Annotated in this window: 12 protein-coding genes; 9 read left to right on the forward strand and 3 right to left on the reverse strand. The window is 57.8% G+C overall.

The window, feature by feature from the left end; genetic code table 11:
• Positions 1 to 171 precede the first annotated feature (171 nt).
• The 3 genes from NW834_RS10510 (at position 172) to NW834_RS10520 (ending at position 4,824) form a co-directional block, all read left to right on the forward strand.
• A complete protein-coding gene (locus NW834_RS10510) occupies positions 172 to 330 on the forward strand; it encodes a hypothetical protein (protein WP_414387740.1) in 159 nt (52 codons plus the stop codon).
• A 2-nt stretch (positions 331 to 332) separates the two neighbouring features.
• Positions 333 to 584, forward strand: coding sequence for a hypothetical protein (locus NW834_RS10515; protein WP_414387741.1), 252 nt, complete (start codon positions 333 to 335; stop codon positions 582 to 584).
• Between the two features lie 103 nt (positions 585 to 687).
• Positions 688 to 4,824 carry a hypothetical protein gene (locus NW834_RS10520; protein WP_414418899.1) on the forward strand — a complete coding sequence of 1,379 codons (4,137 nt, stop codon included), beginning with the start codon at positions 688 to 690 and terminating at the stop codon, positions 4,822 to 4,824.
• 27 nt (positions 4,825 to 4,851) lie between these two features.
• Here NW834_RS10520 and NW834_RS10525 read toward each other — a convergent pair whose 3' ends face one another.
• Genes NW834_RS10525 through ffh form a run of 3 tightly spaced genes read right to left on the reverse strand, consistent with a single transcriptional unit; the run spans position 4,852 to position 7,893 of the window.
• Positions 4,852 to 5,913: a histidinol-phosphate transaminase gene (locus NW834_RS10525; RefSeq protein WP_414418898.1), complete on the reverse strand. Its 1,062-nt coding sequence runs from the start codon at positions 5,911 to 5,913 to the stop codon at positions 4,852 to 4,854.
• Between the two features lie 48 nt (positions 5,914 to 5,961).
• Positions 5,962 to 6,420: a tRNA (cytidine(34)-2'-O)-methyltransferase gene (locus NW834_RS10530; RefSeq protein ID WP_414418897.1), complete on the reverse strand. Its 459-nt coding sequence runs from the start codon at positions 6,418 to 6,420 to the stop codon at positions 5,962 to 5,964.
• 9 nt (positions 6,421 to 6,429) lie between these two features.
• Positions 6,430 to 7,893 carry a signal recognition particle protein gene (ffh, locus tag NW834_RS10535; protein WP_414418896.1) on the reverse strand — a complete coding sequence of 488 codons (1,464 nt, stop codon included), beginning with the start codon at positions 7,891 to 7,893 and terminating at the stop codon, positions 6,430 to 6,432.
• Between the two features lie 166 nt (positions 7,894 to 8,059).
• Between ffh and NW834_RS10540 the strand changes: the two genes are divergently transcribed.
• From NW834_RS10540 to NW834_RS10565, 6 genes are all read left to right on the forward strand, one after another.
• A complete protein-coding gene (locus NW834_RS10540; RefSeq protein ID WP_414418895.1) occupies positions 8,060 to 9,508 on the forward strand; it encodes a carotenoid oxygenase family protein in 1,449 nt (482 codons plus the stop codon).
• A gap of 574 nt (positions 9,509 to 10,082) precedes the next feature.
• Positions 10,083 to 11,033: a hypothetical protein gene (locus tag NW834_RS10545; protein WP_414418894.1), complete on the forward strand. Its 951-nt coding sequence runs from the start codon at positions 10,083 to 10,085 to the stop codon at positions 11,031 to 11,033.
• Between the two features lie 82 nt (positions 11,034 to 11,115).
• Positions 11,116 to 11,406: a hypothetical protein gene (locus tag NW834_RS10550; RefSeq protein ID WP_414331448.1), complete on the forward strand. Its 291-nt coding sequence runs from the start codon at positions 11,116 to 11,118 to the stop codon at positions 11,404 to 11,406.
• Positions 11,407 to 11,473: 67 nt separating this feature from the next.
• Complete coding sequence (locus NW834_RS10555) at positions 11,474 to 13,201, forward strand: ABC transporter permease (protein WP_414418893.1); 1,728 nt, start codon at positions 11,474 to 11,476, stop codon at positions 13,199 to 13,201.
• Between the two features lie 22 nt (positions 13,202 to 13,223).
• Complete coding sequence (locus tag NW834_RS10560; RefSeq protein ID WP_414418892.1) at positions 13,224 to 14,597, forward strand: nitrate/sulfonate/bicarbonate ABC transporter ATP-binding protein; 1,374 nt, start codon at positions 13,224 to 13,226, stop codon at positions 14,595 to 14,597.
• A 148-nt stretch (positions 14,598 to 14,745) separates the two neighbouring features.
• Positions 14,746 to 15,648, forward strand: coding sequence for a macro domain-containing protein (locus NW834_RS10565; RefSeq protein ID WP_414418891.1), 903 nt, complete (start codon positions 14,746 to 14,748; stop codon positions 15,646 to 15,648).
• Positions 15,649 to 15,715: the final 67 nt, after the last annotated feature.

Genomic DNA, 15,715 nt, shown 5'->3' on the forward strand with positions numbered 1-15,715 from the left:
CTTGGGGCGACTGTAAACTCGCCTGAAATTCCGAAACTTAGCTGTCCTCTGGGGCCGCTAGGGATTGGGATAAAGCCTGCGCTTAAGCACAGCTTGAGTGTCGGGTAGTTTACTCGAAACATTTTGCTCAAAACAGAATGGGGTAGATGTGAGTGAAAAAAGAAGACCGTTATGGATCCCACTCCCATTCCCATCCGATTTCAGGTGAACGGCCAACCCTATGGGCAGGTGGTTCCGCCGGGGCTCACTCTGCTGAGCTTGTTGCGGGAGCTGGGCTGGGTGGGGGTACGCCGGCGCAGGGACGTTTTTCGGCTCCCCAGGGATCCCTGACTTTGCCGGAGCTGGCCCAAAGGGCTTCGGATCCCATCGAGGTGGAGCTGCACCATGCCGCCGACGAATCTTCCCTCTCCTTTGCCGTGGCGGGGGTGGAATTGGCAGTGGATATGGAAACCGGCCAGATTGAGCTGCTGATCGCGTCAGCGGGACGGAGTCCTTTGTCGCTACGCGACGCTAACGCGAACGCGTCAGCGGGACGGAGTCCTTGCATTTCACAAAAGCTTGAATTGAATCGAGATGTTTTGTGAGTTTGCAAATGGCTACATAGGTAGTTGTGGGCTACGTGGGGATTATGAAAAAAATTAAGACTTTTGGCACAGCGGCAATTTTCGCCAGTAGTCCGGCACTAGGATGGCTTCCAAGTATACCCGGCGGGATCCCATGTATGTATATTGCCCGGAGGAGTTTCTGGGAAGCAGAACCCAGTGCAACCTAGAAGCATTGATAGAACGGCTGGAAGAGGGGGGTCGCACCCTTTTGAGCCAGTTGTTTGACGTTCGTTACCCTTACTGGAAGCGTAATCTCCGCAACAACATTCGCTTGGTGGGGGAGCTGCGCTATGTAGGCGAGGTACCCGTTCTGGTTTTGTTTGGCCTCTGGCCGAGAGGCAGTCACGAATACCGGGAGTTCTTAGACCGACGGCGAGATCCGGATTATCAAGAACGGGTGCGGACCTGGGTGCCCGATGACCGTTTGCAGGCGTGGCTGGCGCAGCGGCACGAACCAGGGGATCCGCCAAACCATCTCCCCCCTCTGCCCGACGAGCTGTATGAATGGACACAGTTCTTGAATGCTCCCAATCCGCAGGAGCGGCTGGTGTTGGAAAGTGGGGAATGGGTTCGGCAAGTACGGGCCCTTTCTCCAGAGCAGCGGCGCCAGGCTTACCAAGCAGTATCCCGCTTGGTAGATGACATTGAAGGCAGGCTCTACCGGCAGCTCCCGCCGTTTTATCTGGAGGCAGAGGTCAAATGCTGGCAGGAGGGATCCCTGTATCTGGCCGTCAGCTTGGTACAAGTCTGGGAGCAGCCAGGGAGATTGTTTCCATTTCTCATTGGAGTTTACGACCACGCCCCAGAGCAAAAGGAACGGTTTGAGCTGGGATGCCAAACCTGCCTCTTTGGGATGAAAGCCAAGCAGCCAGACATTCTCCAGCACCCGCAACCTTTGGAGGTGTGGAAGCGGTACGCCCGTCGCGCCTACCCCGACTACATGGTGGCGGATGAGACCATTTGGTTGGAAATGCAGGAGATCACAGAGGGAAATTTGGCTTTGTCCATGGAGGAGGAAGAAATCCTGCAGAGTACATCCATGCCCCTACTGATCAACGGAAGGGCCGGGAGTGGCAAATCTCTGATGTTGTACTACCGCTTTGCCGACTATTGCAGCCACTACCTCAAAACTTCAAAACAGAGACCTCTTGAGTACCGCCCTCTCTTTTTGACCTATAGCCCAAGCTTGGTGCAGCAAGCCCGCGACAGGGTAAGTTCAATTTTGCGCATCAGCCACCGCTATCGGGAGGAGGGGTGCAGCTTCTCCACGGAGGAAATTCAGCAGTGTCAAGCTTTTTTTAGCACTTTTCAGGATTACCTGCTGAACTGCCTTCCTGCCGAGCGGCAAGAACGCTACCAACCGGATCGGTATGTCAATTTTTATCGATTTCAGAGCTGGTATTGTGGTCGCCGCGATGTAGAGCTGGCTTGGCACACCATTCGCACGCTGATCAAAGGCTATGAGGTCAGTGACTATTTGGATCCCGATAGCTACCGAGAATTGCCTGAGGCCGACCGCAGTGTGGATGAAGAAGCCTTCGAGCGGATTTACGAAGAGATTTGGCCGGGTTACCGGGATCGAACCACCCATGAGGGCTACTGGGATGACCAAGATTTGGCCAGAGATGTGCTGCAAAATGGCACTCTTAATCCTATTCATCCAGTCATTTTTTGCGATGAGGTTCAGGACTTTACCCAACTTGAGCTGAATATCATTTTTTGCTTATCTCCTTGGGGAAAATACAAGTTGGATTGGGCTATTGATCGCCTGCCCTATGCCTTTGCCGGGGATCCCTTGCAAACCATTAACCCGACGGGATTTCGTTGGGCTGCTCTGAAAAAATATCTCTACGAGCATATCCGCGCCTACTTGTTGCCGAGCCATCCCTTTGAGATTGCAGGCCCGCAGGAGCTGAGAAACAACTATCGCAGCAATCCACAAGTTACTCGTTTTAGCAATGTAGTCAACCTGTGGCGGCGAGTTCTCAGCAAGAGTCGAGAAATCTATCCCCAACAGCCCTGGCGTCCCCATGAGCAGGGCATGCCGGTTCAAAGGTTTGTGCTGGATGGTCAGGAAAGAAACTTAATCGAAGATGAGCTTAGAAAAATGCTTAGTGATCTCACAGGAACAGTCTGTATCTTACCCTGTCCTGTGGGAGAGGAGCTGAACTACGTGCGTCAGGATCCCGAACTCCAGAAGATCTTTGCCGAGGAATTGAAGCAGAATCTTAAACCACCGCTCCTGCAAACTGCTACGTCTGTTAAGGGAATGGAGTTCAAAAAAGTTATCCTCTACAAGTTTGGAAACGCCTATCGACAAAACTTTAACCGGCAGCTTAATTATTACGCCCGAGGAGCTGGGGAGGCGATATCCCTGCAACTCCATTATTTTCTCAACCAATTGTATGTCGGCATTACCCGCCCCATCGAGGCCCTGGCCATTGTGGACACCTCTGCCGGTTGGCGGGAGTTCTGGGATCCAAGCTTAGAATCCAACTCTTGGCTCGATCATCCTTCTCTGCAACCGGATCGGTCGGAATGGGAGACCGACCCACCGGTATTGGGTTACCCTGTCAAAGGCATCAATATCCAGTACTGGACCAATACAAGCTTGGAAGATCTGCAGGAGGCAGCTCTTGAGCTTCTCAGGCGCGGCATCGAGGAGGGCAACCTCAAACTTCTGGAGGATGTTCAAACTCTGGCGCGGAAGGCAAAAAAACCACCTCTAGAACAGGAATGTCAGGCCTGGCTCCTCAAGCTCCAGAGGGATTACGTTTCCGCAGGGCAAAAGTTCCTGAGCCTGGAGCAGTCTGCTTTGCCCAACAAAAATCTTAAACGAGAAGCCTGGGAGTGCTTTTGGAGAGGGAAGGCCTGGTTGGAGCTGCAGCGTAACGCCGCCTACTTTGCCGGATGTCCTGGGATCCCAGACTACAGCCCCTTGGTGGACTTGATGGTGGTGGTGCAAAAAAACTCCGCCAAGCCTGCAGAGCGCTTTCGACAACTGGTGCGGGTGCGAGATTGGCTGAGCGTTGAAGTCAGCCCCAAAGATAGGGACTTCGTCCCGCTTACACGAACGGATTCCACCTGGAAAGAGTGTGTACAGCAATTTTTGGCAGAGCTTGAGCAAGTTCTCAACAACTTGGGAACTTTCTGCCCCCAGGAAGAGGCCCGCAGCTGGTTTTTGCAAGAGACCCTTGAGGCTTTGAAGGGACGTCTGGCCTTTCTCGGCCAGCGGCAGCCGTTCGCGAATCAGTACTACAAGATTTGGGGTATCTGTCACTTCTATCGGCAGGAATTTGAGCGGGCGGTAGAGGTTTGGGATCAGGGGGGCCAAACGGAGCATTCCCCCTACTACCGGGCCAAGATCCACCTGGAACCCCTTCCCGGCAAGGTGAGGTGGCTATCCAAAGACCGCCAAGACTCGGTGGTGCTGGACCGATGGCAAGAGGCAGGACGTCCCCTCACAGGCGAGTGGGCAGAGTACATCGGCGACGTCGTCACCAGTCTGGAGCGCTTGAAAGACTGGCCGCTGATGCTGCGAGTTCTGATCCAGTGCCGAGAGTGGGAGAAGCTCTGGAAAACGGTGCAGGCCCATCCTCAGGCGTGGCAGCGGGGACATGACTACGAGCTGGTGGCCTGCATGGCCCGGGATATCCGGACCAACTGGGAAGACTTAAGGCGCAAATCCCCTGGGCTGCGAGATTTTCTGCAGGAAGTGGTTACCAGCACACAGATGGAGCGGGCCTGGTGGCTACAGCCCCTGGAGGTAGGCTTGGCTTGTGAGCGATTGGGCCACTACCGAGACACGCTCAGGTTTTACGAGCGCTTCACCGAAAGCAGAACCGGCAGGCTGACCAGGCAGCAACGCTCTCAAATTCGGCAGCGCTGGCTGGTGACCCACCAAAGGTATCAAGAGGTTCTCCAAGCGGAGGGGCGCCCAACAGATCGTTTGGCGGAGGAGTTTCGACAGGCTCAAGAGCGTTGGAGGGAGCAGCTGCCCCAGGCAGAACCTGAGCTGGACGAACGGGATCCCTGGGCGCTTGACTTTGTGGAGCACCCCAGCCCTGTCCAAAGTTGGCTGCTGCAGCGGGCCCAAACCGACACCCAGAGCCGACTCAGAGCGGAAATCGCCCAGGCGCTGGAGCATCTGGACGAACGACACTTGCAGCAGGTGCACAGCTTGATCCAGCGCTTTTCGCGCGCCGACCCATCCACCTAGGCTGGCTCCGAACGCAGGCCGGGAGGCCTATTGCAGGATTTGGCGCAGGCGCTCCAAGGCCCGTCGGTTCTCTTCAGGGGTGCCCACCGTCAGACGCAGCCCCCCACCCGTGTAGCGCACACCAGTCCCCAGCTCCTGCCAGGCCCGCTGCAGCTCTTGGGGATCCCAGCCGGCCACCCGGAAGTAGAGGAAGTTGGCTTGGCTGGGCCACACCCGCACCCCTGGCAGCTCCTGCAGAGCTTGATAAAGGGCTTCCCGCTCCTGACAAATTAGCGTCACGTCGGCCAAAAGCTCCTCGGCATGCTCCAAAGCCATCTGAACCGCCCACTGAGAAAGGGCCGTGAGGTTGTAGGGCAGGCGGATCCCATCCAACACTTGCATAAGCTGTGGATGACCCACAGCATAGCCCACCCGGTGGGCCGCCAGGCGAAAGGCTTTGGAGAAGGTGCGCAAGATTACCCAGTTGGGATGCTCCGCCAATTTGGGCAGGGCTGTGTGCCGGCTGAACTCAAAATAGGCCTCATCCAAAATCACCAGAATCTCTTCGGGCAGCCCTTCCACCCACTCCCACTCTGCAGCCGTCAGGCCGTTCCCCGTCGGCGAGTTGGGATCCACCAGGCACACCACCCGAATGGGATGCTCCCTCAAGGCCTGTTGACAGCGCTCCAGATCCAGAGCAAACGTCTCGGGATCGCGGGGAACTCGCACCACTGGGATCCCCAGGCTCTGGGCCAGGATGGCGTACATGGAGAAGGTGGGCTCTGCCACCAAAATGCCGCCCCGCCCCCCCAGACAGGTGGCAATCAGCAGGGAGCGGATCAGCTCATCCGACCCATTGCCCAGGCTGATCTGCTCTGGCTCCGCTCCGGCATAGGCGGCGATGGCCTGCTTCAGGCCCCGGTGGTGGGCATCGGGATAGCGGTTGCTGGGGATCCCCTTTTCCCAAAGGAGGGAGAGCTTCTGCTTGAAGCCCACCGGCCAATCGAGGGGGAACTCATTGGCATCCAGCTTGTCGGCAGCCGGGGCTGGCACGGCGTCGTAGGGCTTGAGGTAGAGCAAGTCGGGGCGCAGATACTGCAGAGCACACATCTTCCTGACGGGGAGAAGTAGCTATTATATCAGGGCCAACCCGACCACTTATTCTTTTGTCAGGGATCCCTGCTGACGTAGCGCCTCAAAAAGGGCAATCGCTACGGCATTGCTGAGGTTCAGGCTGCGCACCGGCCCCCGCAGTGGGATGCGCACGCTGGGATAGGTTTCCAAGAACAGAGGATCCAACCCCCGGCTTTCGCTACCGAACACCAACCAGTCTCCCGGCTGATAGGTTACTTCCGTATAGAGGGCTTTGCCGCGCACGCTAAAACACCAGAACCGGGCCTCAGGGTGGGCCTGCACCAGAGCAGACCAAGAGGGGTAGCGATACAGTTGGACGTGCTGCCAATAGTCCAGCCCCGCCCGCTTGAGGTAGCGATCCGAAAGGCGAAACCCCAGAGGTTCCACCAGATGGAGAGGCGTATCGGTGGCTGCACAGGTGCGGGCGATATTCCCCGTGTTGGCCGGGATCTCTGGGGCAACCAAAACAACGTGGAAGGGCATAATCCTATCCTACTTGCCCCCAAATCCGCGGTTGCCGCCCCCTTTTTTACCCCCACCTTTGCCCGGCTTGCGGCTGGGCTGTTGCCGAGAGGGAGAGGCCGTTGAACGTCCGCGCCAACTGGGATCCCCGCCGGGAAGAGAGGTACGCCCACCCCCCCAACCCATACCGGGAAAACCGCCACCCATGCCCATGTTGCGCATCATGTCGCGCATGCGTTGAAAATCACTGACCAGTCGGCTGACATCTTCCAGCTTGTGGCCAGATCCACGGGCCACCCGTCGTTTGCGGCTGACGCTGCGGGCCAACAGATCCGGGTTGCGGCGCTCTTCGGGGGTCATGGAGTTGATCATGGCTTCGGCGCGGGCCAGTTGGTCTTGTCCCTTTTGCAGTTGTTCCTCGCTGATTTTGCCCATCCCCGGCATCAGTCTCAGCAGCCCTGCCAAGGATCCCATGCGTTTAATTAGGCGCATCTGCTTGAGGAAATCGGTGAAATCAAACTGGGCAGTCATCATCTTCTCCGCCATGCTGGCGGCATCTCCCAGGTCGATTTCCTCTTGAGCTTTTTCCACCAAGCTGAGGATATCCCCCATACCCAGAATGCGGGAGGCCATGCGATCCGGGTAGAAGGGATCCAGCGCTTCCACCTTTTCGCCGACGCCGATGAACTTGATGGGCTGACCGGACACTTGGCGAATGGAAAGGGCGGCCCCACCGCGGGTGTCCCCATCCAGCTTGGTGAGAATGGCCCCAGTGATGCCCAAGCGCTCGTGGAAGGCTCGGGTAAGGCTGGCTGCCTCTTGGCCGATCATGGCATCCACCACCAGCAGGATCTCGTGGGGCTGCACCGCCGCCTTGATCCGCTCCAGCTCCGCCATCATCTCCAGGTCGATCTGCAGGCGACCGGCAGTGTCCAAAATCACGTAGTCGTAGCCCTGCTGCCGGGCCGTCTCCACCCCCTGCCGGGCAATCTCGACGGGATCCACTTTGCCCAGGTCGAAAACGGGGATCTGAATTTGCTGGCCCAGCGTCTTGAGCTGGTCGATGGCCGCCGGACGGTAGATGTCTCCGGCCACCATGAGAGACTTCTTGCCCTGCTTGCGCAAATACAGAGCCAACTTGGCGCAGGTGGTGGTTTTCCCGGATCCCTGCAAACCGGCCATGAGGACAATGGTGGGAGGCTGCTCCGCTTGGGCAATGGGCACGTTGGCTTCCCCCATCACTTTCACCAGCTCGTCGTGGACGATCTTGATGAACTGCTGATCCGGCGTCACCCCCAGGATGACCTCGGATCCCAGGGCAGCTTCCCGCACATCCTCGATGAACTGCTTCACCACCTGCAAGTTGACATCCGCATCCAGCAGGGCTCGCCGCACCTCCCGCAGAGCTTCTTGAATGTTGGTTTCGGTGATCTTGTCCTGGCCGCGCAGCTTTCTCCAGGCCAATTCCAACTTCTCGGAGAGGGCATCAAACATGGGTACTGTGGATCCTGTCAGGCGCTTTGGGGGCATTTCCTACCATAGTCGAATCGGGGCGACTCCATCTTGGGGATCCCCACCCAGGAGACCATCCCGGCCCAGAAAAACTGGCGACTTCACAAAAGTTTAAGCAACAATAGAGGGCGTTGCATGCAGATCTTCCATGGTCAGCGTCGCTTCCCTTCCCTACAGCATCACCGACTGGCAATTGGGCTATCGCTCCCTATCCCAGGAGTACGACTATTGGATTACGGAGATCGAAGGACGGATCCCGGCAGGGTTGCGGGGAACCCTGTTTCGCAACGGCCCGGGCAAGCTGGAGGCGGGATCCCAGCGCTACGGGCACCCGTTCGATGGCGACGGCATGGTCTGCGCCATCACCTTTGTGGGGGGGAAAGTTCATTTTCGCAACCGGTTTGTGCGCACCCGCGAGTTTGAAGCAGAGGAAAAAGCCGGTCGGGTGCTTTACCGAGGGGTGTTTGGCACCCAAAAGCCGGGCGGCTGGTGGAGCAACTTTCTCGACTTGCGGTTTAAAAATCCCGCCAACACCAACGTCATCTACCAGGGAGATAAGCTGCTGGCCCTGTGGGAGGCCAGTGCCCCTTACCGGCTGAACCCGGCCACCTTGGCCACCGAGGGGATCGAAACGTTTGCAGGAGGGATCTCGGCCAGCCAGCCTTTCACTGCCCATCCCCGGCGGGATCCCCACACGGGAGATCTCATCGCCTTTGGGGTGCGGGCTGCCCAGAACTCCACGTTGCTGTTTTATCGTCTGGACTCGCGCGGGCGCTTGGTGGAAAAGCGGGATTACCGCCTGCCCGGTTTTGCCTTCCTGCACGATTTTGTCTGGACACCCCGCTACCGTATCTTTTTCCAAAATCCCTTGGCTTTCAACCCCCTGCCGTTTGTGTTGGGCTGGCAACCGGCGGGCACCTGTTTGACCTTGAAACCGGGGGAGCCGACCCGCATCTGGCTCTTTCCCCAGGGCGATAAGCCGCTGCAACTGGAAGCGGAGCCGGGGTTTGTTTTCCATTTTGTCAACGGCTACGAAGTCGGGGATCAGGTGGTGGTGGATGCCGTCCTCTATGAGAGCTACCCTGCCCTGGAGCCGGATGCCGATTACCTGCAGATTGACTTTGCCCAAATTCCAGCGGGCAAGCTGTGGCGGTTTTATCTGCATCCCAAGGCGGGCAGCGTGAAGCGGGAACTGCTGCTGGATCGCTCGGTGGAGTTTCCGGCCATCCACCCGGCTCAAATGGGGGGATCCCACCGCTACATCTACATCGGGGCCACCCATGCTCCTGGCCCCAATGCTCCTCTGCAAGCCATCCTCAAGCTGGATACCGCCACAGGCCGCACACAGCAGTACAGCTTTGCCCCCCGCGGCTTTGTGGGAGAACCGGTGTTCATCCCCGATCCAGAAGGTCAGGGCGAAGAGGCAGGGTGGATCGTGACGGTGGTTTTTGATGCGGCCAGCCAGCGCTCTCAAGTGGTGATCCTAGAAGCAGCCGACCTGACAGCCGGCCCGGTTGCGCGGATCCCATTGCGGCACCACATTCCCTATGGCCTACACGGCAGCTTCACTCCGCAGGTGTGGGCAACGCCCGCCTAAACGGTGAACCCCAGGAATGGCTAATGGATCCCATCGGCTCGGGAAAGATCATGCGCCCCAGCCTTTGCGGGAGCCCTGGGGATCGGCCAGTTGGATCCCGGCTGTGCAGAAACACCTCCAGTCAGCGTTGCCGGAAAAAACTACAGGTACTCTATTCGTTTCAGCTTAGGGTGAGACGCCTGGGCTACTGAGAAAAGCCTTCTGGCTCTGCACCTTCAATGTTTTGGGTGTGAGTATAATGTCCTAGTTCGAATCGAAATGACCATAAAGATGAAATGGTTCTGTCTGGGGGATAAACATTCTGCGGCCTGAGAACCATTCCCTTGGAACAGTTGCTAGTATTGGCTACACGTCGGCTACAGTGTTGACAACTGCTGGCTCCCCAGTTCCCGACGAGGGCACCTGCTGGGAGTTTGTCAATGGAAGCAGGATGGAAAGACGCTGTTGGGCGTTGTTAGGCTAGTGAATGGTGTGTTGAGCAGGTCTTGGGTCAAGAGCAAAGTTATGGCCTGTTTTTGCAACGGTAAATGTCTGCCGCCGAGCATTCTGAATTGACAGCAACGGAACCGTCACAATGTCCTCCGATCTGAGACCTCCCTTTCGACCTGTACGGCCCCCCAGACCCAGCTCAACCGGCGAGGCCAAGGGATCCCTGTCGTCGGCAAAAGCTCAGGATCCTGGTGCTGCTCGCGACAGCGGGACGGAGTCCTTGCAGCCTGTTGTCAGCACCACTGCTAGCTTGGAAGAAAAGAAAGAGCGAGTCTGTCTGGAACCCATCCCGCCGCCTGGGGAGAAGATGCAATACCGAGCCATCGGCCTCATCGAAGGGCAATACATCCCCTCCCCAGAGCACTTTACCCGCGGGATTTTGCGCACCTCGGATGGCTTGGATCTCAATGCCGTATTGCTGGGCCGGGTGATGAGCCTGGTACGGAAGCACCTGAAGCCGGAACGCAACTACCTGTGGGTGGTTTATCCTCGCACCCGCGACAAAACCGAAGATCTGCACGTGCAGTTGCTGGGGGTGTGGGCCCCAGAAGAGATGGGGCAGGCTCTTCCCGAGGGATCCCGTCCAACAGTGGTGCCGGATTGGTTTTCCATCCGGGGCGAGGTCGTTTTTCAATCGCAGGAGAAAGGGTTCATCATTGTCAAGATCCGTCAATCGGGCAAAAAAGCTTCCGCCAACTCTCCCTCTCAGCGAGTCCAGAAGGATGGAGCCGCAGCCCCCAAGCCCCAAGCCTTCAAATTGCGCCTGATCGGATCCCTGCCGGGCAAAGGGGTAGGCAATTTCTGGGATCTGCAGGTGCGCCGCCGCGGATCCCTGCTCTATGTGGAGGCGGGCACTCCCATCGGCCCTGTGCTCAAAACGCCGCCGCGCCCACGCCTGAAGCGTTCCCCCCCCCAACCCAAAGCCAGGAAGAGTTCCACCCCCTCGACACGTGGGGAAGCGTCTATTCAAGAGCCGTTTTATCCTCTGCGAGATCCCACAAAAGTACCCAAGCCGGTTAAGAGAAAACGCCCATAAACTGGGCTAGTAGATCCTGCTTTAATGGAGCTTTTCATGTTGACCTTCTTGTTGTGAACCATTCTTTTACCCTGGTTAGGCCGTGGCAGAACCAACTCCTCCCAACAAACCTCCCAACAAAGATGAATTCATTTCGCCTCGCTATCCCTACTGGGGCGAAGTGAAGCCGCAGAACCTAGTTTTTGATGCCAACCTGCAGGAATTTAGCAATAAAGTGTCCTTGATTTGTAGCTTGGAAACCGGGGGCAAAATTACCCCGGAAGAAGCCTACCGGCAAATCAAAGAGCTGTGGAAACAACTCAAGCAGACCAAAAAAGCCATCTTGGACGATCCCCAGTGGAAGGAGTCTCCCCCCGACTTGCCGGAAGAGTAGCCGGCTGGATCCTGGCTAACCGCAAACGGTGTACACTGGGCGCGGATGCCGGGCTTGGTCAGGGAAGATGAGGACTTTTCCTTCTCCGGAGGCGCTGCGTCGGCTGCCAGCGGGGGCTGCCGATGGGGCCATCATTCTGGGCACGTTGGTTCTCCTGGCCTTGGTGGCGCAGGTGGGGGTAGGGGCTTTTGAGCGGTTTCAGCCCCCGGCGGTGGTGCCCCGGATCGACTTGGATCCGCGCAACCTGCCCTACTACGCGGCCCGCTCCACCTTGCGCATGTTCATTGCCTTGGCCTTTTCCACCCTTTTTACCTTGATCTATGGCTACATTGCTGCCAAAAGCCGCTGGGCCGAGCGAATTTTGATCCCCCTGTTGGATATCTTGCAATCGGTGCCGGTGTTGGGGTTTCTCTCCATTACCGTCACCGGCTTTATTGCCCTTTTTCCCGGCAGCTTGCTGGGGCTGGAGGCGGCTTCTATCTTTGCCATCTTCACCAGCCAAGTCTGGAACATGACCTTTTCCTTCTACCAATCCCTGCGCACGCTGCCTCAAGAGTTGGTGGAAGCGGCTACCTTGTATCGCCTGTCGGGGTGGCAGCGCTTTACCCAGTTGGAAGTGCCGGCAGCGATGGTGGGCCTCATCTGGAACGCCATGATGAGCTTTGGCGGAGGGTGGTTCTTTGTGGCAGCCAGCGAAGCCATCAGCGTGCTCAACCAGGAATACACGCTGCCGGGCCTGGGATCCTATGTGGAAGCGGCCGTCCAGGCGGAGGATCTGCCCAAGCTGGGCTGGGCGCTCCTGACCATGGCCGGGGTGATCCTGCTGGTGGATCAGCTCTTCTGGCGACCTTTGGTGGCTTGGTCGGATAAGTTTCGCCTGGAACAGAGCAGCGGGGCTGCTGCCCCCGAATCCTGGCTGTACGATCTGCTGACCACGGCGCGGATCCCGCGGCTGATCGGCAGTTGGCTTTCCCCCTTGGCAGAGTTGGTGGATCGGCTGTTGTCCTATCTGACTCGCCCGCACTGGGTGCATCCCCTTAGTCCTGAGGTCGAGCGACGCCGCGAGCGGCTGCTAACCCAGCTTTCCTGGGCAGCTATTGGCGGCATTGGGATTTGGATTGTTTATTTTGTGGCTACCACTGTGGGCTTTGGAGAGGTGATGCTGACCTTCGGGCTAGGGATCCTCACCCTGCTGCGGGTTAGCGTGTTGCTGGTGTTCGCCACGGTGATCTGGACTCCCATTGGGGTGGCCATTGGCTTTAATCCAAAACTGGCGAAACTGCTGCAGCCGGTGGTGCAATTCCTGGCAGCTTTCCCGGCCAATTTCCTTTTTCCCTTTGCCACGTTGTTTTTTATCCGCGCCCAGATCAGCATTGAGTGGGGCAGCATTTTGCTCATGTCGTTGGGGGCACAGTGGTACATCCTTTTCAACTCCATTGCCGGCGCCCAGAGCATCCCCACGGACTTGCGAGAAATGGCTGTGGATGTGGGCCTGCGGGGATGGCAGCGCTGGCGGAAGCTGATCATTCCAGGGATCTTTTCCGCCTGGGTCACCGGGGGAGTCACGGCCAGCGGCGGCGCTTGGAACGCCAGCATTGTCTCGGAGATTGTGGCCTGGGGATCCACCACCCTGACGGCTACGGGGTTGGGCACCTACATTGCTGAGGCAACGGCGGTGGGAGACTGGCCCCGCATTACCTTGGGCATTGGCATGATGAGCTTGTTTGTGGTGGGCATTAACCGTCTGTTCTGGCGACGGCTGTATCAGTTGGCGGAAGAAAAGTATCACCTTTAGTCTTTTCAATTTCTGAGGCAATATGAGCTCTGCAGCTTCCCCCGTTTTGATCGAGGTCGAGAAAGTCTACAAGCGCTTTCCTTTGCCAGAGGGCAAGGGGGAGTTTACCGTTTTAAGCCAGATTGACCTGCAGGTGCGGGCTGGGGAAGTCTTGGCTCTGCTGGGCCGTAGCGGCAGCGGCAAAAGCACCCTTCTGCGCATCATGGCGGGCCTGATCCCCCCCAGTCAAGGGCGGGTGCTGAGCAACGGCCAGCCTCTACGTGGGCCTAACCCAGATGTGGCGATGGTGTTTCAGAGCTTTGCTCTCCTACCCTGGCTGACCGTGCAAGAAAATGTGGAGCTGGGGCTGCAAGCCCGAGGGATCCCCCGCGAGATCCGCCGGCAAAGGGCCCTGAAGGCCATTGACCTGGTGGGCTTGGATGGGTTTGAGAGCGCTTACCCCAAAGAGCTTTCGGGGGGCATGAAACAGCGGGTGGGCTTTGCCCGCGCCTTTGTCTTGGAGCCCAAGGTGCTGTTTATGGATGAGCCCTTCAGCGCCTTGGATGTGCTGACTGCCGAAAACCTGCGGGGGGAAATTGATGAGCTGTGGAACGCCCAAGCCTTCCCTTCCCAAAGCATCCTCATCGTTACCCACAACATCGAAGAGGCGGTGTTTTTGGCAGATCGGGTGGTGATTCTGGGATCCAACCCGGGGCGGATCCGGGGGGAGGTGAGAATAGATCTGCCGCGGCCTCACGAGCGCACGGATCCCCGCTTTAAGTCCTTGGTGGACTACATCTACGAGATCATGACCAACCCCGAAATTGCTGTTACCGGAGAGGTGGCTCTGCCTGCGCTGGCTGGTGATAAGGCCACTTCCCCCTATGCCCTGCCTCTGCCCCATGCGCGGGTAGGCGGGATCAGCGGTCTGCTGGAGTTGATCGTGGAGTGGCCGCAAGGGCGGGCGGAGATTGCCGATTTGGCCGAGCGGCTGCAACTGGCCGTGGACGACCTGCTGCCTATTTTGGATGCGGCGGTACTGTTGGGGTTTGCCGAGGTGACCGGCAGAGTGGTGCAACTGACCGAAATTGGCCAGGACTTTGCCAACACCACCATCCTGCGCAGCAAGGATCTCTTCCGACAACAGCTATTGGCACGGGTGCCCGTGTTCCGCAGCATCTTGCAGACCCTGGAAGAAAAAGGCAGCCGCTCCATGCGAGCGGACTTCTTCTTGGATCTTTGGGACGAACACTTCCCCCACGCTGAAGCCGAACGGCAGTTTGCCACCGCCATTGACTGGGGACGCTATGCAGAGCTGTTTGAGTACGACGCCTCGGAAGAACGTCTCTATCTGCCCGAGCCAAGCGAGAGCTCCACTGCTCAAAAGCCTGTCGGTCTCAACTCTCGTTCCGACTGAAGCGCATCTGGCTCTGCCTTTTTCAAAGCTGCATCGTAGAGCGGAGGTATGGCGCCAATTCCAGAAAGTCCCAAAATCTACCACATTACCCATGTAGACAACTTGCAAGGGATTTTGACATACCCCCCCGCTTTTAGGCAGGGGATTCTTGTTACTGGTTCTGCGACAGCACTTGAAATCATGGCCTGGGAACTTCAAGGCCTATGCCGCAGCCTGCCGGCGGGGGGAAGTCCAACCGGGCAAAATGTTCGTTTTCGAGACCGGAAACCTGACCAATCCGCGCTACATCATCAATTTCCCCACAAAACGCCACTGGCGGGGGAAGTCGCGGATCGAGGATATAGAAGCTGGGCTGAAGTCCCTTGCCGAGGAGATCAGGCATCTTGGTCTGCGCTCAGTCGCTTTGCCACCCCTAGGCTGCGGCCTCGGGGGTCTTCATTGGCCCGATGTGCGCTCCCGCATCGAGCAGGCGCTAGCAGAACTTCCCGACGTCCACATCCTTGTCTTTGAGCCCACCGGGCCTCAGCCTTTGCCGAAGAGCATGCGCCGTGGGCAGGTTCCTACCCTAACTCCGGGAAGGGCGGTGCTGGTGGGCCTTATGGAGCGCTATGTAAACGGTCTACTTGTTCCGTTTGTCTCTTTGCTTGAGCTGCACAAGCTGATGTACTTCCTGCAGGAAGCCGGGGAGCCGCTTCGCCTGCGATTTACAAAGGGCGTTCATGGACCCTACGCCGAGAACTTGCGGCATGTTCTCAAAGAAATCGAGGGATATTACATCTCTGGGTACGGCTCGGGCGGTGATCGACCAGACAAGAAGCTGGAACTGGTGCCCGGTGCTGTCGAGGAAGCCCATAGATATCTCGCTGGACAGCCAGAGACGAGAGAACGCTTTGAGCGTGTTAGCGACCTCGTGGAGGGCTTTGAGTCGCCCTATGGTCTAGAATTGCTGGCTACTGTCCACTGGATCGTGACTCGTGGGCACCCTTCTACGACGGCAGAGTTGGTGGAAAGCTTCTACGCCTGGGGAGATAGAAAACAACAATTCAGCTAGAAATCGCAGGAGCCCCGCACTGTACCCGTAGGGTCAGTGTCGGGAGGAATGCGGAAGTTATGATAGA

The organism is Synechococcus sp. R60.1, from assembly GCF_047461835.1.
Lineage (GTDB): Bacteria > Cyanobacteriota > Cyanobacteriia > Thermostichales > Thermostichaceae > Thermostichus.

What these genes read in the sequence shown, in the direction of transcription:
- NW834_RS10540 (WP_414418895.1), top strand. Translation starts at nt 8,060, where the DNA reads ATGGTCAGCGTCGCTTCCCTTCCCTACAGCATCACCGACTGGCAATTG.
- NW834_RS10510 (WP_414387740.1), top strand. Translation starts at nt 172, where the DNA reads ATGGATCCCACTCCCATTCCCATCCGATTTCAGGTGAACGGCCAACCC.
- NW834_RS10545 (WP_414418894.1), top strand. Translation starts at nt 10,083, where the DNA reads ATGTCCTCCGATCTGAGACCTCCCTTTCGACCTGTACGGCCCCCCAGA.
- NW834_RS10560 (WP_414418892.1), top strand. Translation starts at nt 13,224, where the DNA reads ATGAGCTCTGCAGCTTCCCCCGTTTTGATCGAGGTCGAGAAAGTCTAC.
- NW834_RS10520 (WP_414418899.1), top strand. Translation starts at nt 688, where the DNA reads ATGGCTTCCAAGTATACCCGGCGGGATCCCATGTATGTATATTGCCCG.
- NW834_RS10525 (WP_414418898.1), bottom strand. Translation starts at nt 5,913, where the DNA reads ATGTGTGCTCTGCAGTATCTGCGCCCCGACTTGCTCTACCTCAAGCCC.
- ffh (WP_414418896.1), bottom strand. Translation starts at nt 7,893, where the DNA reads ATGTTTGATGCCCTCTCCGAGAAGTTGGAATTGGCCTGGAGAAAGCTG.
- NW834_RS10530 (WP_414418897.1), bottom strand. Translation starts at nt 6,420, where the DNA reads ATGCCCTTCCACGTTGTTTTGGTTGCCCCAGAGATCCCGGCCAACACG.
- NW834_RS10555 (WP_414418893.1), top strand. Translation starts at nt 11,474, where the DNA reads ATGAGGACTTTTCCTTCTCCGGAGGCGCTGCGTCGGCTGCCAGCGGGG.